Source organism: Paenibacillus sp. FSL P4-0184, assembly GCF_038004625.1.
In the GTDB taxonomy this organism is placed as follows: domain Bacteria; phylum Bacillota; class Bacilli; order Paenibacillales; family Paenibacillaceae; genus Paenibacillus_AQ.
In genome coordinates this window covers 905,229-930,181 of sequence record NZ_JBBORN010000001.1, presented here as the reverse complement: position 1 = coordinate 930,181, position 24,953 = coordinate 905,229, and the positions used below count along the sequence as shown (strand labels likewise).

The 24,953-nt window shown below is 41.2% G+C and carries 16 protein-coding genes and 1 riboswitch; of the genes, 15 read left to right on the top strand and 1 reads right to left on the bottom strand.

Going from position 1 to position 24,953, the window contains the following annotated elements; genetic code table 11:
* Positions 1-85: 85 nt before the first annotated feature.
* The 4 genes from MKY52_RS03985 (at position 86) to MKY52_RS03970 (ending at position 7,411) form a co-directional block, all read left to right on the top strand.
* The gene (locus MKY52_RS03985; protein WP_341049978.1) at positions 86-1,327 is read left to right on the top strand and encodes a Zn-dependent hydrolase; all 1,242 of its coding nucleotides are present in this window, start codon (positions 86-88) and stop codon (positions 1,325-1,327) included.
* A 233-nt stretch (positions 1,328-1,560) separates the two neighbouring features.
* A riboswitch (cyclic di-GMP riboswitch) is annotated at positions 1,561-1,647 on the top strand.
* 121 nt (positions 1,648-1,768) lie between these two features.
* Entirely contained in the window at positions 1,769-4,003 is a 2,235-nt protein-coding gene (locus MKY52_RS03980; RefSeq protein ID WP_341049975.1) for a bifunctional diguanylate cyclase/phosphodiesterase, read from the top strand.
* A 12-nt stretch (positions 4,004-4,015) separates the two neighbouring features.
* Positions 4,016-5,734 (top strand): methyl-accepting chemotaxis protein, encoded by a 1,719-nt coding sequence (locus MKY52_RS03975; protein WP_341049973.1) that lies wholly within the window; start codon positions 4,016-4,018, stop codon positions 5,732-5,734.
* Between the two features lie 162 nt (positions 5,735-5,896).
* Positions 5,897-7,411 (top strand): response regulator, encoded by a 1,515-nt coding sequence (locus tag MKY52_RS03970; protein ID WP_341049971.1) that lies wholly within the window; start codon positions 5,897-5,899, stop codon positions 7,409-7,411.
* Here MKY52_RS03970 and MKY52_RS03965 read toward each other — a convergent pair.
* Positions 7,338-9,134, bottom strand: a complete 1,797-nt coding sequence (locus tag MKY52_RS03965; RefSeq protein WP_341049969.1) for a cache domain-containing sensor histidine kinase — start codon at positions 9,132-9,134, stop codon at positions 7,338-7,340. The genes MKY52_RS03970 and MKY52_RS03965 overlap by 74 nt on opposite strands.
* A gap of 193 nt (positions 9,135-9,327) precedes the next feature.
* On the opposite strand from MKY52_RS03965, the gene MKY52_RS03960 reads away from it, so the two are divergent.
* The 11 genes from MKY52_RS03960 (at position 9,328) to MKY52_RS03910 (ending at position 24,894) form a co-directional block, all read left to right on the top strand.
* Complete coding sequence (locus MKY52_RS03960) at positions 9,328-10,614, top strand: ABC transporter substrate-binding protein (protein WP_341049966.1); 1,287 nt, start codon at positions 9,328-9,330, stop codon at positions 10,612-10,614.
* 132 nt (positions 10,615-10,746) lie between these two features.
* Complete coding sequence (locus MKY52_RS03955; protein WP_149646616.1) at positions 10,747-11,586, top strand: carbohydrate ABC transporter permease; 840 nt, start codon at positions 10,747-10,749, stop codon at positions 11,584-11,586.
* A 1-nt stretch (position 11,587) separates the two neighbouring features.
* Positions 11,588-12,394, top strand: a complete 807-nt coding sequence (locus MKY52_RS03950; RefSeq protein WP_149646533.1) for a carbohydrate ABC transporter permease — start codon at positions 11,588-11,590, stop codon at positions 12,392-12,394.
* A gap of 10 nt (positions 12,395-12,404) precedes the next feature.
* Positions 12,405-14,600, top strand: a complete 2,196-nt coding sequence (locus MKY52_RS03945; RefSeq protein WP_341049965.1) for an alpha-galactosidase — start codon at positions 12,405-12,407, stop codon at positions 14,598-14,600.
* A gap of 191 nt (positions 14,601-14,791) precedes the next feature.
* Positions 14,792-19,189: a chitobiase/beta-hexosaminidase C-terminal domain-containing protein gene (locus MKY52_RS03940; RefSeq protein ID WP_341049963.1), complete on the top strand. Its 4,398-nt coding sequence runs from the start codon at positions 14,792-14,794 to the stop codon at positions 19,187-19,189.
* 294 nt (positions 19,190-19,483) lie between these two features.
* The gene (locus tag MKY52_RS03935) at positions 19,484-20,461 is read left to right on the top strand and encodes a ring-cleaving dioxygenase (protein ID WP_341049962.1); all 978 of its coding nucleotides are present in this window, start codon (positions 19,484-19,486) and stop codon (positions 20,459-20,461) included.
* Positions 20,462-20,478: 17 nt separating this feature from the next.
* A complete protein-coding gene (locus tag MKY52_RS03930; RefSeq protein WP_341049961.1) occupies positions 20,479-21,084 on the top strand; it encodes a flavin reductase family protein in 606 nt (201 codons plus the stop codon).
* 165 nt (positions 21,085-21,249) lie between these two features.
* Positions 21,250-21,825: a TetR/AcrR family transcriptional regulator gene (locus MKY52_RS03925; RefSeq protein ID WP_339245446.1), complete on the top strand. Its 576-nt coding sequence runs from the start codon at positions 21,250-21,252 to the stop codon at positions 21,823-21,825.
* Positions 21,826-21,893: 68 nt separating this feature from the next.
* Positions 21,894-22,763, top strand: coding sequence for an NAD(P)-dependent oxidoreductase (locus tag MKY52_RS03920; protein ID WP_341049960.1), 870 nt, complete (start codon positions 21,894-21,896; stop codon positions 22,761-22,763).
* Positions 22,764-22,833: 70 nt separating this feature from the next.
* Positions 22,834-23,886 carry an LLM class flavin-dependent oxidoreductase gene (locus MKY52_RS03915; RefSeq protein WP_341049957.1) on the top strand — a complete coding sequence of 351 codons (1,053 nt, stop codon included), beginning with the start codon at positions 22,834-22,836 and terminating at the stop codon, positions 23,884-23,886.
* A 39-nt stretch (positions 23,887-23,925) separates the two neighbouring features.
* Complete coding sequence (locus MKY52_RS03910; RefSeq protein WP_341049955.1) at positions 23,926-24,894, top strand: alpha/beta hydrolase; 969 nt, start codon at positions 23,926-23,928, stop codon at positions 24,892-24,894.
* Positions 24,895-24,953 lie beyond the last annotated feature (59 nt).

Sequence of the window (24,953 nt, the reverse complement as noted above, 5' to 3'; positions counted from 1 at the left end):
AAAGATTAGCACTACCTCTATTGTATATCATTCACGAATTTTGATGAAACCATAATCATGAATACCCAGGATTGGAGATATTAGCATGGATAGAAAGAGAAGATATCAGGCTTTATTTGATAATATTAATCAATATAACTCGGGTGAGAAGGGCATCACTAGAATTGCCTATACAAATGAAGAGCAGACATGTACGAGTGCTTTTATGCGGATGTGCAAGGCTGAAAATTTAGATATTCGGATGGATCATTGCGGAAATGTGATTGCTAGAAGAAATGGAAAGATAGAAGGGCTCCCACCCGTTGTAATGGGCTCTCACTTGGATACGGTATACCAAGGTGGGAAGTACGATGGGGTAGTAGGTGTAACGGCTGCTTTGGAAGTGATCAAACGTCTAAACGAAAAAGGGATTGAAACGGATCATCCGATCGAAATTATCTCATTTGCCTGTGAAGAATCCTCGCGTTTTGGTATTTCAACAGTAGGCAGCAAAATAATGTCAGGGTTATTTCAGAAGGAGAAATATAGGTCTTTGAAGGACAAAGACGGTATTACAATGGAAAAGGCATTTTCGCTATGTGCACTTGATTATAACAGTATAGATCAGGCGAGTAGAGTTAATGAGGAATTAAAAGCGTTTTTCGAATTACATATTGAGCAAGGTCCTGTCTTAATAAACAATAATAAAAGAATTGGAATTGTGACTGGAATTGCTGCGCCCGTGAGGCTTCATATTCAAATATCAGGGAAAGCATCTCACTCCGGAACGACACCTATGAATATGAGAAGAGATGCTTTTCTGGGTGCTTCTGAAATAGCGTTAGAGCTTGAAAAAGCAGCCAAACTCGAACAAGAATTTGGAACGGTTGCGACGCTCGGGGTGATAGAAATCTTAAATGGAGCCATGAACGTGGTTCCGGGAGAAGTGGAAACTAAAATTGATATCAGATCTACTTCCGTGGCATCCAGGCAACGTGTGTTAGACCATTTGTATCAGACGATAGCCTCAGTACAAGAGAGCAGACAACTTGAAATTGCGAGTACGGAAATCATCTCCGAGGAACCAGTCCTATTATCGGATGAGATCACTCATGTTCTAGAATCCATTTGTGAAGAGAAGGGGATATCGAGTCAACGGATGATTAGTGGGGCAGGGCATGATGCCATGAACATGAACAAACTTTGCCCAGTAGGGCTTATCTTTGTTCCTTCTGTAGATGGACTTAGTCATCATCCTAATGAATATACAGACTTGGATGATATCATTATGGGGATTGATATTTTAGAAGAAGCTGTTCTTCGTTATGCGTTTGTAAGACAAACATAGTTCGTGTTGAGAAGTAAGTCCCAATGTGACATATATATATGTTACATTGGGCTTTAGTATCTAATTTTATAATTGTTCGCAGAATTGTTGCTTTACATTAATAAATATTATATTAAAGTTAACATTGACGTTTGTGAAAAATTTCCCATTCAAAAAAATTAAATCACAGCGGAAATAGGTCTTTTGGAGGTAACATATTTTTAATAGAGTATTTAGGACTAGTAATAGTGAAAACAAAATATTGGTAAACCTATTGAAAAATAGGGACACAAAGCCATAGGGTCTAAATCTATTTATAGATATGACAGCCGGTTGCATGCAGTGGGAGTTTCATGCTCTTATTTTTTGATGCATATGCAGCCGTTATCATTCTGATAGCGGCTTTTTTTTGCTCGTTTTCTAATAAAAAAACGTAATAAATCGGAAAAAGGATGATAGTACATGGATCAGACACAACCACTGAGAGTATGGAGAATGATAGGCCTCGTCATAATGGCAACGTTGATATTTTGGGGGTGTTCTTACTATTTCATAAAATGGACTGCTAACTCTTATGAGCAAGAAGCGGTTGCTGCTACATCAGAAGCTACGATACATGCGAGTAAATCGGTTGGAAATATGATACAGGGTGGATTAGATTCATTAGATGGAATTGCTGATTCTATTTCGGAAATCAATTATATGGATTGGGATAAGACCAAAAAATATCTGCATCACTTTGATAAAAAATATAATTTTATTCGAATTAGCATCAACAGCCCAGATGGTAAAGCTTACGCATCGGATGGGACAATGTTTGATGTATCAGATGAAGTAGGGTTTCAAAAAGCTCTGCAGGGTATTAGCAGTATTTCTGATCCATTCTTAGATAAGATCTCCAATAAAGAAATTATTACGATCAATAGTCCACTTAAGTTTAAAGGTGAAGTGAAGGGTGCTTTATCTGCCAGCAGATATACACAGGATCTTTATGATGCTCTTGCAGTTTCTTTTTTTAAAGGTCATGGTTATTCTCAAATCATTGATCAAAAGGGACAAGTCATTATCCAATCGAAGAATCTCGAAGAGGATAAGTCCATTGATAACATATTCGAAAGTATAAGTATTGATTCTAGAAATAAGAAACAACTGCAAATCTTTAAAGAGAACATAACCGCAAAAAAATCTGGAGTAGGAATATTTTGGATTAACGGAGATAGCAAAATGGTTGGCTATTCGGGCATCCAGGGGGTTGAGGACTGGTATATTCTCTCCGTGATACCGAAAGATGTGATCATGGCCAAAGCGTCTCAAATGAGCCAGGCGACTTTTCTATTATGTGTAATCATGTTTGTCTTATTATTGATCATATTTGTAAACATTCTATTAAATAAGAGCAAAATTAGGAAACAGATGGAGAGGATTGCCTTTGAGGATGAGTTAACACATCTTTCTAGAACTAATAAATTTGTTAAAGATGCTCAGTATTTACTTAAAGAGAAACCGAATACAAAGTTTGCTGTGTTGCAATTTGATATTGAACAATTTAAATACATAAATGAAATTGTCGGTTTTCATGAAGGAAATAGCATTTTGATTCAAGTGGCTAATAGCTTAACAGCAAACACATTAGACGAGGATGTCATTGGACGCTTAGGGGGTGATCGTTTTATTCTTTTCACTTCGTATGATAATAAGGCGGAATTAATCATCCGTATACAAGTACTTACTGAACAAATGAGCGACTATACATTTGGAAATGAAGAAGGTTTTAGGCTAGTGATTAATTGTGGAATTTACTGTATAGATGATCGTCAGAGCGATATCCTCACATGTATTGACCGAGCAGGAATCGCTTGTAAGTCCATTAAAGGTGGATACAAGAGCTCATGCACTTTCTTTGACGAACAATTGTTATTGCAGATACACGAAGAGCAAGACATCGTAAGAAAGATGGATGCTGCCATGACAAATGGTGAATTTATAGTATATTTACAACCGAAAATGGATCTGCGAGTGAACAGTTTTCATGGCGCTGAGGCATTGGTTAGATGGAATGATCCTCAGAAAGGACTTATATCTCCTGCAGTATTTATCCCCATATTTGAGAGGAATCGCTTTATTGTGAAATTAGATTTAATGGTGTTTAAATCAGTATGTATCATGTTGAGTAAATGGATCCAGGAAGGAATCCAGCCACTTCCGATTTCAGTGAATATATCGCTTATAACCCTATACCATAATGATTTCCTGCTCCATTTGACGAATATTATTAACAGGTACCAGGTACCTGCTAGATTGATAGAGTTAGAGCTGACCGAGTCTATTGTATTCCAAAATTTAGAGTTTGTTAGAGATATTTTGTTGGAGTTGAAACGTAAAGGATTTTCCATAGCTATCGATGATTTTGGGACAGGTTATAGTTCCTTAAATGTATTGCAATATTTCCCTGCGGATGTCATTAAGTTAGACAGGGCTTTTCTGATGAGTAAGTCAAATGATGAGACAGGGAAGATAGTAATTGCCAGTATGGTCAAGCTAGCTAGGGATTTAAATATGAAAGTTGTGGCAGAGGGAGTTGAGACAGAGGCGCAAATTGATTTTTTGAAACAAATAGATTGTGAAATCGCACAAGGATACTATTTCGCGAAACCAATGCCAGTAGTAGAATATGAAAGCTTAATTAAAAGTACATAGGGAGTGCAAAGCATGAGGAAAATGAGAAATTGGACTATCGTAGGCAAAATTACTGTTACTAATTCAATATTACTGTTAGGTGCTCTGATCATTGCGATCGTTGGTAGTGTGTATTTCAGCAATATGTATGCGAACTCTAGAAGTATGTATAAGAACGATCTTACGTCAGTTTATGCACTTGGGAAATTCGAATCAAATAATCATGAAATAGTAACCTTAACGAATAAGATGATCGCTAGTCATGATCCAAGCGAACTTCAAGAGAGTTATCAGAAAGTTGTTGAGCTTCAAGCTGAAAACAATGGAATCTTGAATAAGTATGAAGAAACACGTTCCCTCCCAAACGAAAAGGAGATTTATGTTGAAGTTTTATCATTAACGAAACAGTATCGGCAAATTCAGCTTCCGATGCTTGAGAAGATGCTGAATACACCTACATATGATCCTAGTGAAGATACCACTTCAAATCTTGAAGCGTTAAATACGAAACGAAATGAAGACCTTGGAAAATTAGTTGGAATGAACTTAGGAAGTGCCCAAAATGCAGATGTTCAGAATAAGAAGCTATTTCAAAAAGGACTTACGGTCAATATCATTGTTGCTTTTCTCGTTATCCTGATTTCAATCGGTTCATATTTGTCCTTGAGAAGATATTTCTCACGAGCAGTAACCATTATCCTGAACTTTTCAGAGGCGTTTGGTCGAGGAGATCTGACTCAAAGAGCTAAGTTTGATGCTGAAGATGAATTTGGTCGAATCGTGAAGTCGCTTAATCATTCGGCAGAGCAAGTACAAACCATCGTAGCTAGTGCTTCTTCTTCAGCACAAGAGTTAGGTGCACTTAGTGAAGAATTATCTGCAACAGTTGAGGAAGTAAATGCTACAATGGATCAAATTTATAATTCCTCGCAAGAGGTTGCTTCTGGAAGTGAATCTTTAAGTGCTACAACAGAAGAAGTAAATGCAACAGTACAAGAGATTATCTCCAATGCAGATCTGCTAAGTAATAAGGCGGGAGTAGCACTAAATACCTCCGAAGAAATTCTGGTACAGGCAGCTTCCGCGAAGGAAAAGGCTGTAGCATCGATTCAATATGCGACAAGTTTGTATGCTGAGAAACAAAATTCCATTATGCACGCGATCGAGGCTGGGAAAGTTGTTAATGAAGTAAGAGAAATGGCCGGGTACATTTCGGAGATTGCAGCTCAAACGAATCTATTGTCCTTGAATGCTTCCATTGAGGCAGCAAGAGCTGGGGATGAGGGAAGAGGATTTGCTGTAGTTGCTAATGAAGTACGCAAACTTGCTGTACAGTCGGAGGAATCGGTGGGGAAAATTCAGAAAATGACACTGCTAGTGGAAGATGCTTTTGAGAATGTGTCCTTTCAATCACAAGCGCTACTGGATTTTATCGATTCGACGGTGATAAGTGATTATGAGAGTTTCGAGCAAGTAAGTATGCAATATAAAAATGATGCCGATATGTTTCATGAGATCACAGGTGAAATGGTATCTTCAATGCACGGACTGAAGCTATCAATGGCAGAGGTAGATCAAGCGATGACGAATGTTGCCGCAGTATCTCAACAGTCTGCGGACAATGTAAGTGGCATTCGAAATCACATTTCAGATACATTACAAGCGTTTGAAGATGTGGCTGCTTCTTCTGAGCACCAGGCGAATATTGCAGAAATGATGAATGAGACGGTTGGAAGATTTGTGATCGAGTAAGCGCCAGAATAGAATAGCCTTATTCAGTATGTTTCTTTCCGTACTGAACAAGGCTGTTTTGCGTATCCTTTTAAAGTGAATTGTTGTTTAACCTAACTCTTGGTATTATTCATATGACGGTTGTCCACATCATAGATTGAAATAGCAATGGAGGTATCTCTGATGAAAGTTATCATAGCTGATGATGAGCGATTAATTAGATTGGCGCTTCGTAGTATGATTGAGGAAACTTCCTTAAACATTCAGATTGTTGAAGCAAAGAACGGAATTGAGTTAGTAAGATTAGTGGATGAGTATCATCCTGAGCTCGTCTTTGTGGATATTCGAATGCCTGGATTGAACGGACTAGAAGCGATGGATCAAGGAAGCCGATTATCGCCTCATACACAGTGGGTTGTCCTTACAGGTTTCTCGGATTTCGAATATGCTCGGGAGGCTTTACGACTTCGAGTGGTAGACTATTTATTGAAACCGCTTGGACCAGATGATTTAAAGCATATTATGGACAAGGTTACTAGGGAGCATGAAGTAAAAGCCAAGCAAATATCTAATCTTTTTGAAACCGCTATCAATTCATTGTTGCATCAAACCCGAACCATAGAAGAGATTAGTCTGAAATCCCCAATACAAGATTATCTGTTTTCTTTAACTTTGTTTTCAATAGACAGTCCTATCTCTGAACAAGAAAAGGCAAAGCTTCGCTTACAATGGATTCGAACGCTCAAAGAAACGTTTGCCAGACAAGTACCGTTTTCTAAGTTAGAACATGTAATTTCCTTCTTTACGTTTCCAAACGGGAGTATAGCTCAGATTATAGGATGGCATAAAGATGTAGAACAGCGAATGAAAGATTATTCGCCACAGCTGAATGTCGTGCTGAATCAGTTAATGAAGGACTTTGAGACAAACCTTTGTATAATATCGGGAATCCAGTCTGAGAGCTTTATGGAGTTATTTGATCTTGAACATAGATTGCTGGTACTTCAGGGGCTGCAACCATTACTCCGTGTCTTACCTTCCAGAAGACTACGGTTGGAAGAGGAAGTACGGATAATTACGGATAAACCTTACTATAGAGATCTTAGTACGCGAGTTGATAGACTGTGTAAGCTTGCGAGCATGAAGGACTTTTTTCAATATACGAATGAATTGAAGCATTTAGAGCCGTTGATGAAATCTCTAGCTCATGAGGATCCTAAGGCTTTGGAGCATCTCCTTGAATCATTGAACATTTCTTTAGGATGCAAACTGGAATTTACGATGCCAATAGATCAATGTATGAAGGTACTCCAAAGTGTTCAAGAGAATCGTTTGGCTGAAGAATCGCAAGTTGAATTAACGCAGGGGGATCTTGTTCAAAGAGTATTACATTATGTGAATTTGAATTATATGAAAGATATTGGAATTGGGCAAATTGCTATGGATATGGATGTCACTCCGAATTACTTAAGCTCATTATTTCATAAAAAAATGGGTGAAACCTTTACAAAGTATCTCACGCATATTCGAATGGTCAAAGCGAAGGAACTGCTGTTGAGAAACCCTGGTCTAAAAGTGCAAGAAGTAGCCGAGCAAGTCGGCTACTATAGTACACGTCATTTTACTAAGTTGTTTCTGGATCACTTTGATTGTTATCCGTCTGAAATGCATCAGAGGTCGGCATTAAGGAAATTGTAATCGTAGATGTTGTCCCAACACCGACAGTACTTTGAATATCAAAACGTGCGTTATCTTTGCCATAGGCAAGAAGCAAGCGTTCACTTACATTCTGTAAACCAACACCGTTCGTTATAGAAGGTGACTGCTTATCGGATATAAACCCAATACCATTATCCGAGATGCTGATCTGTATGCAAGCTACTCCATTCTCATGGGTTGTAGAAGCAGAGATGGTGACAGTACATTCATGATTTGCTGGTTCACACCCGTGAATAATGGTGTTTTCTAATAATGGTTGAAGCAGAAGCTTCGGAAGTCGGAATGATCTCAGCTCAGGATCGTAAGACATTTGGATGCTTAATCGATCATCGAATCGTAATTGCTGAAGTTCACCATATCGTTGTAGGAACAGAAATTCCTCTTCAATACTGGACCAATCATTATACTCAAGGGAATACCGAAGCATGCCGCTTAAGGCGAGTATGGCTTTTTCTAGCACGGCGCGTTCACCTGCACGATTCAGTCCAATCCATCCATTTAATATATTATAGAGGAAATGAGGTTGAATCTGCGATTGTAGTGCGCGATACTCAGCATTTCGTTTCGCTAAATCGGTGCGGAATTCCCGGTTGATCATTTCATTTAATTGTATAATCATCTGATTCAACGCTTCGCCGAGGAGAGCTATCTCATCTCGGCCTTTTGTGTTGAATCTAGCTTCTAAGTTTCCCTGCCGTACTTTTCGCATGACTAGAATCATTTGTTTAAACGGATTTACGATATTACGTGACAGATATAGGAACAATACAAAGGTGACGAGAAGCCCTATCCCTAAGAATAGAAAGGCTACTGTATACAACCATCTTACTTTGGAGGCGGTTTCTTCCGCCGAGAGAAGTACTGTTATTTTCCATTCGGCTTGAGCGATGCTCTCAGTAACTTTGGCATAGTCTTTCCCTTTGACATCTACAAACTCTTGAGAATCTCCAATACCATTTAGTGCAGCTGTTGAGATGGGTTCACTGGAATAGAGCAACTGACTATTATTATCTTGAATAACAACGATTGAACTAACATCAAAAGAGATATCGCTTACGATCGTGTTCAATATATTTGTATCTGCATCTGCCATAATTACAGCTAGGGCACGCTTGGAATCCGGATCTTTAATGAGTCTAGCAACGGAGAATACTTGCTTTTCTTCAGCAAACATTAAATAATCACGTTTGTGTGCACTTATGAATGCTACATTCCCATCCGCAGCAAAAGCTTGTTTATACCAGTCTTGTTGCTGATAAGAAAAATCAGAAATGGGTCTCGCAAATTCTTTTGTATCGTTAACATATACTGTCCCGTCAGTTGGGATGAGTAGGGTGCCTAATATGTCTTTTCTCGTATTTTGTAGCATTAGAGGAAGCGTTTCATTTAGTGCGCGATCGGTAAGAAGCTTTATATAGTCGTTTGCCGTATCATATTGCTTGGTAGCTTTAAACTTCAATGCGTTCATAACATCTTCATTCCAGAAGGGCATCAAGGTTATTCGTTCCAAATCATCCAAATAAGTTTCAATATTACGAGCCATTGCTTTCAGGGTTCCTTCTGTTAGAACTTGTTTTTCCTCCGTTATCATGGTCTGGTAGTAATAGGGGATGACAAAACCAATGAGTAGAACGGGAATCATAATAGTTATGGCAAAAAGAATCATTAACTTAAACCTCAAAGTATATAAATGTTGCTTCAAGATATAAGAGCCACCTTTACTGTGTAGTGAAGTTTATGCATTGAAATGTCATCATAACGTAGTATTTCTCATTCAGATAGGGTGTGTAGATATCGTCGGAGCGATCGTAGTTTTAGTACATATGTAAGCGGCTACACCAATGATACATTTAGTATATAAAATAATTCTTATTAACCATAGGGGGAACGAAAAGATGAGAAAAAAATGGTTGTCAATGTCATGTCTTGTACTGGCATTAGCTACATCGCTAACGGCTTGTGGATCCAAGGATACAGGAGACAGTTCTTCAAATTCATCAGAGGGTAAATCGGAGAAAAAAGTCACCCTAACGGTTTCGACAAATGTCGTGGGTGAGCAAGCAACGGTGCTTCAAACGATTGCAGAGCAATTTATGAAAGACAATCCTAATATTAAAGTGGATTTTAGTGCACCGGGGAAAGATTACGAGAACATGATGAAGGTTAAAATGGCTTCCAAGGATATGCCGGATGTATTCGCTACGCATGGATGGTCGAAGAATCGCTATGGTGAATATTTGGCTGACCTTTCGGGAGAAACATGGGCAGCGGATTTGGATGCATCTATTAAACCAAGCGTAACGGACGATTCAGGTAAACTTTATGTGCTTCCTATGGATCAGGATAAATCGGGTCCGGTGTATAACATTGATCTCTTGAAAGAATATGGATTAGAAGTTCCTAAGACTTATGATGAGTTTTTGGCGGCAGCGGAAGTTATAAAGACAAAGAGTAACGGGGAAGTAGCTGCAATTCACATTGGCGGCGCAGATGCATGGCCTATCGGACAGTGGTTTGATTTTATGGCAACACCACTGTTGATTAGTGCAGAACAGAATTCAGGACAAGCTCTGCTCGATGGTACATTTGATTGGACGAATTTCGATCAGCTACCGCAAATGTTCAAAGATATGCAAGATAAAGGATATTTAAACAAAGACGTATTAACTGCTAAATACAGTGATTCTGCTAAGGCATTCGCGGAAGGAAAGGCGGTATTTGGCTTCTATGGACCTTATTTTATTGAAGAGGCAAAGAAAATTAACGCCAACCTAAATGCAGGTCTTATGCCAATTCCTTCAATCCAAGCTGGGGATATCCCAACGTTTGCTGGGGGAGAGAAGACAACTTGGGGCGTATGGAAAGATTCCAAAAATATCGAAGCTGCAAAGAAATTCGTTGCTTACTATGCACAAGCTGAGAATATTTCAGCTGTTGCAAAGTCAAACCAACTACCACCAGGATTAGGGAATGTGAAAATCGATGCAGGTGATCTAACAGCTTATTATGAACAATACGCAGAAACCCCAGTGTTACCTTTCTTTGATCGTGTCTATTTACCAAACGGTATGTGGGATGTGCTCTGTAAGAACGGGCAGGATATCCTTGCAGGTGGTATTAATGCAAGAGAATACTCCGAGAACATGAAGAAAGAATTCGATCGTCTCAGTGCAACCAAATAAAGAGAAAAAGTAACTTTGAAGACACCCAGGAGAGCTGGAATAAGGTCCTGGGTGTTTATTTTGAAGTTCGAGGAGAGAGGGATGGTGTAAGTGAAACGGAAAGTGTGGGGTTCCTCGACAATACTAAATGTCATGTACATCCCAGCGTTACTGTTTTTTGCCGTATTTATTTTTTATCCATTCATTGAAGGGATTCGTATTTCCTTTACAAATTGGGATGGCTACTCCCAGCAGTACAGCTATGTAGGTTTTGAGAAATACATCTATATGTTAACAGATAAGAATACATGGACAACGATGATTAATACGGTAGTCTATGGATTTGGTAGTACTATATTTCAGAATATCCTGGGTCTTGCTTATGCCTTATTTTTAGATCAGCAGTTACGAGCAAAAGGACTCATAAGAACCATCGTTTATTTACCGGTTATTATCAGTTCGTTAATTATGGGTTACATCTGGTATTTCTTCTTCCAATTTGATGGGGGAGCCGTCAATGATCTCTTAGCAATATTTGGTGCACAGCCAGTCGACTGGCTAGCAAACGGACCACGGGCAGTTGGGATAATTACTTTTGTAAACACATTCCAGTTCATGGGTGTTGCCATGACTATCTTCGTGGCTGGATTACAGTCTATTCCGAAAGATTACTATGAGGCCGCTTCTATTGACGGGGCAAACTGGTGGTCGCAATTCAAAAACGTCACACTTCCGCTGTTAATGCCAGCGATAACGATTAACGTTGTCTTGAACATCATTGGCGGTTTGAAGCTGTTTGATGTAATCGTAGCGATGACAAACGGGGGACCAGGGTATGCTTCTTCTTCCTTGTCCACGATGATGTATAATTTATACTTTGCCAGACAAGATGCAGGTTATGCAGCGGCTTTAGGTAATGTTATGTTCTTATTTATTGCGGCTGTCAGTATTACCTCATTGATCCTCTTGAAGCGAAAAGAGGTGAAGTTATAACATGCGAACTTTAAAATATAGTGTTCTAACTTTAATAGGAGTCATTCACTTAATTCCGTTCTACATCTTACTTGGGATGGCACTCAAGCCAACAGAGGATACAAGCTCAAAGTGGATATTTCCAACGGATATGACCATGGAGAATTTTATGAAGGCTTGGGATCAGGCTCATTTGAGTCAGGCGCTTATGAATAACGTCATTATTACAGGATGCTCAGTGGTCTTAATTGTAATGGTTGGTGCATTTGCTTCCTATCCATTATCACGTTTTCAAACGAAGTGGAATCAGTTCATTTATTTACTATGTATCTCTTGTATGATCGTTCCTGCATTGACGATTCTCGTCCCTCTGTATTCGATGATCGTTGAATTGGGCGGAATTAATACTTACTGGGCTATAATTCTGACGCAAGTGACATTTCAGCTACCATTGACGATTTTCTTATTTACTGGATTTATTAGTTCGGTTCCGAGAGAATTGGATGAGGCGGGTTCCATTGATGGTTGTAGCAAGTTTATGATTTTCTTTCGCATTATTCTACCGCTTCTGAAACCAATAACAGCAACGGTTATTATTCTTACGGGACTTAATGTGTGGAATGACTATCAATTCTCTATCTTCTTTTTACAAAAAGTTTCAGTACAGACGATTCCAGTTGCACTATCTCAGTTTATCTCACAGTTCCAGAACCAAATTAGCTGGGTAGCTGCGGGATGTGTAATCGGGATGTTACCTGTTACAATTCTTTATTTATTCTTACAAAAATACTTCATCCGTGGTCTAGCGGATGGTGCTGTTAAAGGTTAGGTGAAATCGTATGAGCATTGTGTATGACGAAAATAAACGTATTTTTCATCTGCGATCCAAAAAGACTAGTTATATATTTCAAGCTGATTCACGTGGCTATTTAATTCACTTGTATTGGGGACAAAGTGTATCGGACGGAGATCTAACACAGTTCCTACCCATTGTAGAAAGACCTTTCTCCCCGATGACGGATAAAGAAGAACCCTATTTCTCGCTTGATGTGGTTGCACAAGAATATCCAGGCTACGGTACATCGGACTATCGGCAACCGGCGTACCAGATGTCCTTCATGGACGGATCAACCGCAGCGGAGCTACTCTATCAATCTCATCGTATCGTTTCTGGAAAGCCGAGGTTAGAAGGACTCCCAGCAACTTACGTTGAGTCTGATGAGGAAGCAACTACGCTGGAAATCATGCTTCTTGATCCGGTTTCTCAGATGGAAGTCTGTTTGAGCTACACCATTTATGAGAGTTTCGGAGCCATCATAAGATCAGTTCGTTATGTGAATCGTGGTGAACAGGAGATTAAATTACTCCGTGCCTTGAGTGCGAGTGTGGATTTTCATTATCAATCCTTAGAATGGATTCAGTTGTCAGGAGCATGGGCGAAGGAACGCTGGTTATATCGTAATTCACTTGCACCGGGTATTCAATCCGTTGAAAGCCGTCGTGGATCAAGCAGTCATCAGCACAACCCGTTTATAGCTTTGGTTCAGCCAAGCACGACAGAAGACCATGGAGATGCTTACGGGTTTAGCTTCGTTTACAGCGGGAACTTTTTAGCTTCCGTAGAAGTGGATCAGCATCAGACGACTAGAGTTAGTATGGGGATCAATCCATTTGATTTTAATTGGCTCCTTGAACCGGGTGAGTCATTTCAGACACCGGAAGTGGTGATGGTCTATTCGAGTCAAGGATTAGGCGGGATGTCACGACAGTATCATAAGCTGTATCGTACGCGGTTGAGTCGTGGGTTATATCGCGATCAAGTTCGCCCTATTCTTGTGAACAACTGGGAAGCGACCTATTTTGATTTCAATGAAAAGAAGATTATAAGCCTGGCAGATGAAGCCCAGAACATGGGAATTGAATTGTTTGTACTGGATGATGGTTGGTTTGGAGGACGAGATAATGACCGCACTTCCCTTGGGGATTGGTTCGAGAATCGCCGTAAATTACCGAACGGACTTGCTGGATTAGCAAAGGAGCTTAATGAGCGAAAGTTGAGATTTGGACTTTGGCTGGAGCCAGAAATGGTCTCTGCTCAAAGTGAGTTGTATCAAGCTCATCCTGATTGGTGTCTACACATCCCTAATCGTCGTAGAACTGAGGGCAGGTTCCAGCTTATGTTGGATCTATCTCGACAAGAGGTGTGTAATGCCTTGATAAACAATTTAAGTGAGGTGTTATCTTCTGCACCTATTAGCTATGTGAAGTGGGATATGAATCGAAATATGACAGAGATTGGCTCGCTCTCTCTATCCCCAGAGCGCCAGCGGGAGACCGCTCATCGATATATGTTGGGTTTGTATCATGTTTTGGAGACGATCACAGAACGCTTTCCGCATATTCTTTTCGAGAGCTGCTCAGGCGGTGGAGGACGATTTGATCCAGGCATGCTGTATTACATGCCGCAAACGTGGACGAGTGATAACTCAGATGCAATTGAACGTTTAAAGATCCAATATGGCACTAGCATAGTCTACCCTATAAGCTCGATGGGAGCCCATGTCACTGCTGTACCCAATCATCAGGTACATCGAAATACGCCGCTGAGTACACGTGGAGATGTCGCGTTGTCTGGTAATTTTGGTTATGAGCTGGATTTGGAGAAGATGACAGAAGCGGAGAAGAGGCTTGTTCAGGAGCAGATTAAGCAATGTAAGGATGTCAGATATTTGACGTTTAACGGGGATTTTTATCGCTTAAGCAGTCCATTTGAAGGCAATGAGACAGCTTGGATGTTTGTGTCTGAAGGTCAAGAGGAAGCATTAGTCTTCTGGATTAAGGTCTTGGCTGAGCCAGCGGAACCGCTACGTCGTCTGAAACTGAGAGGCTTAAATCCGACGGATGTATATGTGGAACAAACGACAGGTATGGAATTACATGGAGACACATTAATGCATGCAGGTGTACAAATCCCAATCACGTTAGGTGATTTTCAAAGTGTGAGCTGGCATTTCCGGCGTGTAACGAACGCATAGAATATAGAATAGGGCTATCTTCTCTCATGGCGAAACGTTGTGAGCTAAAGATAGCTCTATTTTTTGTCTGGGTGGAGAGGTAGACAGGAGAAATGAACGCTTCGACAGTAGAACTGATACATATAAATCAAATTATGACCATGATAATATTTCGTTGTAAGCGTTATCAAATATATAAAAGGAGAAATTACATGTCTAAAATGAATAAAAGGATGGTAAGTGTGATTTTGTTGTTCTGCATGATCGGATCGTTGTTTCCTGCAGGATTTTGGCCTGTCACAAAGGTCCATGCGCAATCCAGGAATTTGATCGTAAACCCGAGCACGGTAGCTGAAACGGTCTATGAAGATGTGATAGACCATCCAAATACTGTAGCTAAAGCCGTGTATACCCTATCAGACGAGGTCAAGCCCATAACGCTGCAATCTTCAAATAGGCTGTTGGAGGATACCTTCACATGGGCAGTTGGCCAGGCGCTTGGGTTTGTACAAACGGGTAAATCCGGACCGAATAACGTGAATAATGGTGGCGGTCAAGCAGGCCCTTTTACCTATATCCCATCTTATTGGGCGGGATATAAGCATCGTACTGCGTTTTATAGTAGAGACTTTGTTCACCAGTCTGCAGGGGCGCATATGATTGGACTTGATCAAGAGAACTTTAGTATGTTTCATACATTTGCCAAAGGGATGACCGAGGCCAGAAAGTGGTACACCCTTTGGGCGTTTAACTTTGATGGCTCTAATTATACGATTGACTGGAAGAACGATAACAACTTCGTACGGGAGGTACCGGCCCAGTTTGAGTTAGTCGAAAAAGCATACAAGCAATACCTTTGGACAGGAAATGACGAGTATATTAATGATCCATATATGTGGGATTTCTATACGAAGGTTATGACTGATTTTATTAAGGCACATGATTCAAACGGCAATGGCGTTGCTGAAGGTACTGGCGGAGGTATTTTCTCAGGAGCAGTAAGCTATAACGAAAGAAGTGACGAACCTATTATCGAAGCTGGGGATGCAATAGGATCGCAATATCAAGCAACACTAGCGTATGCAAATATGTTACTGGCAAAAGGTTTGAATGCTGAAGCTACTACTTTCTTTAGCAAAGCGAAAGAATTGAAAGATTATTTTAACAAGGAATGGAGCGTCAAGGACGGTGACACAATAGGAAACTATGCTAGAGCGTTGAATATTGACGGGGTAACAAAATACAACGATTTCGGCAAAGAGAACAGCTGGTTCATGCCCATGAAACTTATCACCGACCCAGGCCAAAGAAATAGTCAATACCTGGATTATATTTCGAGTGAAATTGGTAATGGATTGATTTATGCAGATAAGAACTCCAAAGCCAAGCTGGACAAGCCAAATTCGCCTGCGAATATTGAAGCATATTCCTATTTGCCAGATACGTTCTATCCATATAATAGAGTAGATGAAGGTTGGAAATGGTTGAAATTCCTCATGGAAACGAGGGAGAATAGACATGAGTTATATAACTCGGGTACGTTGACAAATGGAGAATATCCGGAGATTTCTTACACGATTATCGGCAACATCATTGAAGGGCTGATGGGGGTTGAACCTAACGCGCCGCAGCATGTTATTGTGACTGCTCCAAGGTTGTCCAGAGAAGTTCCAGACGTAAAGGTGAATGCCCTCAAGCTTGGAGACAACGAAATTAGTGTAGCTCATGCTGGCAATACCAAAACGGAGCTCCAGAATACTTCAGGAGAACTCCCCATCACATGGGAAGCGCGTTTTTATGGCGAATATCCAACGATTAATCTTGATGGAGTTGACCAGAAGGCTCTGCATAAAACAGTAAATGGCGTTAAAGTAAGCTATGTTACGACAACGGTTGAAGTAGGCTCAACAGTGATTGCAGAGGCAGTTGCATCCGGCACAGTGGATGAGAAGACAGTAGCTCCTTCTAGTGATAAACAAACAGGTATTTATCTTACAACAATTACCGTTGCTTTAGAGACTGCTACAACTGATGCGAAAATCTATTACACATTGGATGGAACAAGACCGACAAGAGACTCAAACCTCTATACGGGTCCGTTTATCATTCAAAAAACTACTGAATTAAAGTTGTTTGCAGCTAGCGAAACGATTTTGGACAGCGATGTGATTTCTTATAACTATACTATTGATGCATTGACTGTTGAAAAGCCAACTTCTAATGTGGAGCCTGGCACGTATAGTGCACCATTTTCGCTTGAGTTAAGCACAACCACTGCAGATTCAGACATTTATTACACGACTGATGGTAAGACTCCGACTAAAAGCAGCTTGAAATATAATGGGCCTATTAAGATTTTAGAAACAACTACAATAAAAACGATAGCTTATAAGAAGGACTGGGTAGATAGTCCGGTAGAGACTTTTAACTATGCAATTGTTTTGCCAAAGACTACTATCCCTACAGCAAGCAAGGCATCAGGACGTTACGATAAGGGTATCCAGGTTAGCCTTGAATCTGGAACGGAAGGCGCTTCAATATACTATACAACAAACGGCGATATGCCTACGAAGGAGAGTACCCTGTATACAGGTGCAATCGATCTATCCAGATCGACTTCGTTAAAGGCTATTGCTGTAAAGGATGGGTATACGAACAGCGAGATCGTATCTTTTGTATATATCATCATGGACTCACTCCCTGAAACAGCCACTAAATCTGTGTATATTTCTGACTTGGACTGGGTAAGCGCAACAAGTGGCTGGGCAGGTCATCCACCGCTTAAGGATCGAGCGATTAACAACAACAAAACACCAATTAAAATTAATGGAGAAACTTTTGAAAAAGGAATCGGAACTCACGCCACTTCAACCATTGTATATAACATAGGCGGTGCCTATGGGACATTTAAGGCTGTTATTGGTATAGACGATGTGAAGAACACCAAAGGCTCACCAAGCACGATGTGGTTTGAAGTTTTAGGGGATGGATTATCACTTTATAAAAGTCCAACTTTCGATACCATAAACGGCCCTGCACCAGGCATTCCTATAGAAGTGGATGTAACAGGTATATATGAGCTCACGTTATTTGTGAATGATGCAGGCACGCCAGTGAATAATCCAACGAACAGCGACCATGCTGATTGGGCTGACGCTCAACTCATACCGCGTAAAGCTGAAGTTTCGCCGACAGCGGCTGAAATCGCAGCGACCCTTACAACGATCGCGGCACCAGCAAAAGATGCTACGAAATTAACGCTGCCAGTTGTACCGGCAGGGTATACTATTGCAATTAAGACATCAAGTTCGACTAATGTAATTGCACTTGACGGGACAATCGTGCCACCTAGCGAAGAGACGGTCGTAGATCTTGTATTGGAAGTTACGAGAGCGTCCGATGATACCAAAGCAAGTACAACAAGCATAGTAGTTATTGTGCCAGCCAAGACCACTAGTACTCCTGAAGATCCAGGTCCAAGCAATCCTAAACCGGAGACCACTCGACCTGATACGCTAGTTGTGAGGAGTGAAGATCTTGCGAAATTAGCAGCAAACGGAAAGGTAACGATTTCAGCTACCGATGATCAAAAGTATATTGTAATACCTGCTAATACAGCTCAGCTACTCGGTCAAAATCAGTTAACGATCCAGACCAATAGATTAACGCTAGATCTTTCGAGCGAATGGGTTCAACAATTGGTCAACAGTATTTCTAACGATAACCTGAAGGACAGCAGTATCAAATTTACGATCAACCCATTGCCTGAAGCCGAGGCTGATAAACTCCTAGTTAATGGGGATTATTCCCAACGCGTTAAGTTGTTAGGTGAAGTGTTTAATATTAGCTTGTCGATCATGAAAGACGGGGAGGAAACTCGCGTTACTACATTCAATAAACCAATCACTATTCGCTTAAAAGAGGATCCATATCAAAATTCCAAATTGGTGGGTATCTACTATATCTCCGATAGTGGAGTACTCGATTATATTGGTGGGGAATATATGGATGGCGAATGGGTTGCGCAGATTAACCATCTCAGTAAATATGCTGTTCTAGAAGTAACGAAGACATTCACTGATGTGCCGGCTAGTCATTGGGCTGCTAATGTCATTCAAGAATTGGCGTCGAAGCAGATCTTAAGTGGAACGAACGAAAAAGTGTTTGAGCCAGAACGTAAGGTAACCCGTGCTGAATTTACGACAATGCTGGTTCGAGCATTTAAACATAAGCAAACAAGCGAATTGAAAATCAGTTTTGCTGATGTGATGTTGAACGATTGGTATACCGAATCCATTTCTATCGCCGTCCAAGCAGGTATTGTGACAGGAAAGAGTGACACGATTTTTGCTCCAAACGCTCAAATTACACGTGAAGAAATGGTTACGATGTTGATGCGGGCATACGAAATCATAAACGGTAAGACAGCGATAAACCCTGACTTCTCATTCAAGGATGATTCTAAAGTTTCGCCGTGGGCTGAACAATATGTAAAGGGGGCAGGAAGCTTACTGTTGATTACAGGACGCTCCGACGGGATATTTGAACCAAAAGGCATTTCCACACGTGCGGAAGCCGCTCAAGCGATTTATAATTTGGTAAATAAATAGCAGAATTAGAGAGAGACAAAATAGACTTCAAACGGATCATCCCTCCAGGATTGAATTGTGGAGGGATTTATTTTGGTCTGTTTGGTTGACATAAATAGCGAAGTTGTGTTAAATTTATCTTAAGTTAAAGATATTTAACGTAAAGATATAAGCGTGAAGGCAGTAATAGTATAACGTTCATATATCGAACAAAAATTTTTCGCTGATATCTTAACATTAAGATAATTCAATTAATCTTTCTTGATCTAGGGAATTATATTACAAAATCAAACTAAACTATAGGAGTGTATAATCATGAGAAATTTAAAAGGGATTCACCACGTAACAGCTATCACAAGCAGCGCAGAGAAAAACTACGAGTTCTTCACTTACGTATTGGGAATGCGTCTAGTGAAGAAAACCGTCAATCAAGACGATATCCAAACGTATCACTTGTTTTTTGCAGATGATAAGGGCAGTGCCGGAACGGATATGACGTTCTTTGACTTTCCTAACATTCCTAAAGGCGTACACGGAACCAATGAGATCGCCAAGACATCCTTCCGGGTACCAACAGATGCTTCATTAGACTACTGGGTAAAGCGTTTTGATCGCCTTAATGTGAAGCATAATGGAATTAAAGAGCAATTCGGCAAAAAGACTTTATCCTTCGTAGATTTTGATGATCAACAATATCAACTTATCTCTGATGAATTTAATGAAGGGGTCGCATCAGGTACACCATGGCAAAAAGGACCGATTCCTTTAGAGTTTGCGATCACTGGTTTGGGACCGATCTTTGTACGCATAGCTGACTTCAGCTATTTTAAAGAAATGTTGGAAAGAGTCATGCTGTTTAAAGAAATCGGTCAGGAAGATGCTTATCATTTGTTTGAAGTCGGCGAAGGCGGAAACGGGGCGCAAATTATTGTTGAGCATAACGAGGACTTACCGAATTCGCGTCAAGGCTTTGGTACGGTTCACCATGCGGCTTTCCGAGTAGAAGACCGTGCGATGCTTGATGAGTGGACTAAGCATTTTGAAGACTTTGGATTCCGTACTTCAGGTTATGTGGATCGTCATTTCTTCGAGTCGCTGTATACACGTGTTGCTCCACAAATCCTGTTTGAGCTTGCGACAGATGGACCTGGATTTATGGGAGACGAGGAATACGAAACGGTTGGAGAAAAGCTTTCATTGCCACCATTCTTGGAACCTAAACGTGAGCAAATTGAGAAGTTAGTACGCCCTATTGATACCGTTAGAAGCACGATCGATTTCGTGAAAGAGTGAAGAAGGAGCTGGGGAGATTGATTTCGATTGATCCGAAGCAAAATAGTGAGCGCGATAACTATAAATTATTAATTGGTACTGTAATTCCTAGGCCCATTGCTTTTGTCACTACTCAATCAGAAGATGGCATTTTGAATGGTGCGCCGTTTAGCTATTTTAATATCGTCTCGTCTAATCCTCCGATGGTTTCACTGTCTATTCAAAGACCAGCGGGGCGATTAAAAGATACAGCCCGTAATATCTATAACAATCATCAGTTTGTTGTGCATATTGTAGATGATGAGAATGTTGGAAAAATCAATCAAACCGCTGCTTCATTGCCAAGAGCAGAAAGTGAAATTGAACTTGCCAATCTTACACCGGTCCCAAGTAAAAATATAGCTGTACCTGGTGTATTGGAAGCAAAGGTTCGAATGGAATGTAAGCTTGTACAAGCGATACCTCTAGGAGCAGAAGAACCTGGGAGTGATTTATTCATCGGCGAAATTGTTCAGTTTCATATCGATGAATCGATTTATCAGGAGGGGCGGATTGACCCTAGAGCCTTAAATGCAGTAAGTCGTTTAGCGGGAGCTAATTACGCTACGATTGGTGAGATTTTTGAAATTGAGAGACCGGAATAATAAACTAAGACCTGTTCGTAAGCGATGAAGCCTACCGAACAGGCCTTTTTGTGTGCAAATTAGAGTTCATCAGCTATGCAAAGCAAAACGTTAGGTTTTCTCTCGAAGTTTATCTGGACTGATCGTTCCAGATATGTTATATTGCCATTACGGGAGGTGTTACTCATGGCAAGGACAAGAGAGTTTAACGAGGATCAAGCACTACATCAAGCGATGCTGTTGTTTTGGAAAAAGGGTTATGAGGCAACAAGCATACCGGACTTGCTGCAGGTTATGGGCATTAGCCGATCTAGTCTTTACGATACTTTTTCTGACAAGCAAACGTTGTACATTGCCGCACTGGAACATTACAAAAAGGTTAGCTTCAATAGACAGGTCATTCTTGAACAGGCGTCAAGCGTTAGAGCAGGGATTCAACAATTTTTTGAGCAACATATTACTTCAGCGTACGATACGAGCTTACCCGGCGGGTGTTTTGTAACGAATGCAGCTACAACACTAGAGTCGCGGGATGAAAAAATAAATGAATTGATAAAGACTAGTTTTTTGAATTTAGAACAGGCTTTTTGTGAGCTTTTGGAAAAAGGCCGACAATCAGGCGAACTTGATAAAACCACTGATGTCAAAGCGTGGTCTTATTTATTGCTGAATTTACATCAAAGCATAAATATTATGGCAAAAGCAGATCAAGATCAGCAACGTGCCAAAGAGATGATAAGCTTTGTAATTGCAGGAATATAAATTTTTTTGGTTATTCTGGAACGATCGTTCCGTTATTGTAAATCATCCTTAATGCGGAGAAGAGACTTATGAAAATATCATTTATCGGGCTTGGGAAAATGGGCTTTCCAATGGCCCAAAATTTGTTGAAAGCTGGTAATGAATTAATCATTTTTAATCGTACTCGTGAAAAAGCGCAACCCCTAATAGATCAGGGAGCGCATTATGCCGAGACACCATTGGAGGCCGCACAAAAGAGCGATATGGTCATAACCATGCTTTCTGACGATGCCGCTTTGGAGGAGATTGTTGAGGGCCCAAATGGAATTTTGAATGGATTATCAGAAAAAGGAATTCACATATCTGCCAGTACGATCAGTGTAGATCTGGCTCGGAAATTGTCCGCGGCGCATGCGGAGAGAAAGCAGTACTTTGTGTCTGCCACAGTGCTAGGGCGTCCGGATGCCGCTAAAGCAGCTAAATTGCGCATCATTTTGGCAGGTCCGGAGCAAGCCAGACAACAGTTAATTCCTGTTTTAGAACAATTAGGTCAGGAAATATTCGAGATTGGGGATTATAGCGAAGAAGGAAATGTTGTGAAAATAGGCGTAAACTTTTTAATTGCTTCTATGCTGGAAGCTTTATCAGAAACGCAGCTGATGGTAGAAAAGTATGGCATAGAGCCAGCCCGTTTTATGGATGTGGTGAATGCTCTTTTTCAATCTCCCTTATATCAGAACTATGGGGCGATAATGACAGAACAGCGGTTTGAACCAGCTGGTTTTAAAATGAAGCTAGGGCTGAAGGATGTTGCACTGGCTATAGAGGCAGCGCAGTCCGTCCAAGCTCCTCTACCTTTGGGCCAACTTATCCATCATCATTTATCTGAAGGAATAAGCCGTGGTTATGGTGAGATGGATTGGACAGCTTTAATCCGTTGTCTAGAGCATTCTTCTTAAAAAAATAGGATTGCCCCAAATCTCTGTTGGTTGTAGTGCATGAGAAAAATTAAAAGAGGTGTGATAAACCATGGAAATAGGTGTTACTTCGTTCGTAGAAACAAAGCCGGATATTGAGACTGGAATTGTAATGAGTCACGCACAGCGATTACGAGAAGTGGTCGAAGAAATCGTACTTGCGGATCGGGTGGGACTTGATGTTTTTGGCATAGGTGAGCATCATCGTGAAGATTATGCAGCTTCTTCGCCAGCAATCGTATTGTCCGCTGCTGCGTCCTTGACTAAACGGATTCGCCTGGCTAGTGCTGTGACGGTCCTTTCATCTGCTGATCCTGTACGTGTGTTTCAGGATTTCGCTATGCTTGACGGCATCTCCAATGGACGTGCCGAGATTATAGCGGGCAGGGGTTCATTCGTTGAATCCTTTCCGTTGTTTGGTTATGGCTTACATGACTATGAGGAGCTATTCAATGAAAATATCGAACTGCTTATGAAAATACGGGATTCCGAGAAAGTAACATGGAAGGGAGGCCATCGGCCAGCCATTCATAATTTGGGCGTGTACCCGCGGCCCGTCCAAAACTCTTTACCTATATGGATTGGCAGCGGAGGTACGCAAAGCTCTGCCGTGCGTGCAGGACTTTTGGGTCTGCCATTGATGTTGGCGATCATTGGCGGGAATCCAATGAATTTTGCTCCGCTTGTAGAGCTGTACAAGAAGGCAGCGGCCCGCGCTGGACATGATGTATCACAGCTTCAGGTGGGATCTCATTCGATTGGATTCGTCGCAGAAGATACGGAACGGGCAGCAGATATCTTTTTTCCATCTACCCAGTACGGCATGAACAAGCTCGGTAAAGAGCGAGGATGGTCTTATTACGACCGTTCCAGCTATGATGCCGCCCGAAGCTTTGAAGGCGCATTGTACGTTGGTGATTCGGAAACAGTTGCCCAGAAGATCATTCATCTGCGGAAGCATGTAGGTATAACACGCTTTATGATGTATGTTCCGCTAAGCACGATGCCGCATGAGCAGGTGTTGCGGGCTATAGAACTGCTCGGAACGGAGGTTGCTCCTCGAGTACGAGAGGAAATTGCCAAGTGGGAAGCCGAGACGGAATAAGGATTATACAAGCAATCATTATTGTATTGGAGGATTTTCATGAGTATGGATAAACGTATACTACCAGAATTAAGAGAGGCATATTCACAATTTCCAGGGTTTCAATTGGAAGAGAATTTAGAGTGGAGCAGAAGTTTAGTGTCGGCTCCGCCAGTGAAGAGGTCAGAGCATGTAAACACAACCAGTCGAAAAATTCCGGGTGTTGCAGGGGAGATGCTGGTAAAAATTTATGAACCTGCTGGGCGAAATGCTGACAAGCTTCCAGCTATGCTGTGGATTCACGGGGGCGGATACGTGTTAGGACATCCTGATATGGACGACGAGTTGTGTGAACGCTTTGTTCAGACGGCGAGATGTGTTGTCGTGTCGGTTGATTATAGGCTGGCACCCGAGCACCCCTATCCAGCTGCAATCGAAGATTGTTATGCTGGCTTGGTATGGATGACAGAAGAGGCGGAATCGCTTGGCATTGATGAGAATCGGGTTGCAATTGCTGGTGCAAGCGGTGGCGGCGGGCTGACAGCAGCACTTGCGCTGATGGCACGAGATAAAGGCGGACCCTCCATTATCTTTCAGATGCCGTTGTATCCGATGCTCGACAATCGTAACATTACGCCATCAAGCCATGAGATTACGGAAGAAGGTGCAATCTGGAACCGGACGGACAACTTAACGGCTTGGAACATGTACCTGGGCGAGGAGAACGATGCCAGCAGGATATCTTCCTATGCGGTACCAACGAGTGCGGAGAACTTAGCAGGACTGCCACCAACCTATACTTGTGTAGGTCAGCTTGATCTTTTCCGAGATGAGACGATCGAATATGTAACACGACTTACGCAAGCAGGTGTAGATGTCGAATTTCACCTATATCCCGGATGCTTTCACCTTTTCGAAATATTCGTTCCAGAAGCGGAAGTGAGTCAGCGCGCCGTTCAGCACTATATGGATGCGATGGCCCGGGCGCTTCACCCCAAACACTCACCCTCCCCAAGAGAGAGCTGTTAATAATGCAAGCACAAACCATATGATCATTGCTCCTTGTTCTAAGGTGGTCATTTCATCAC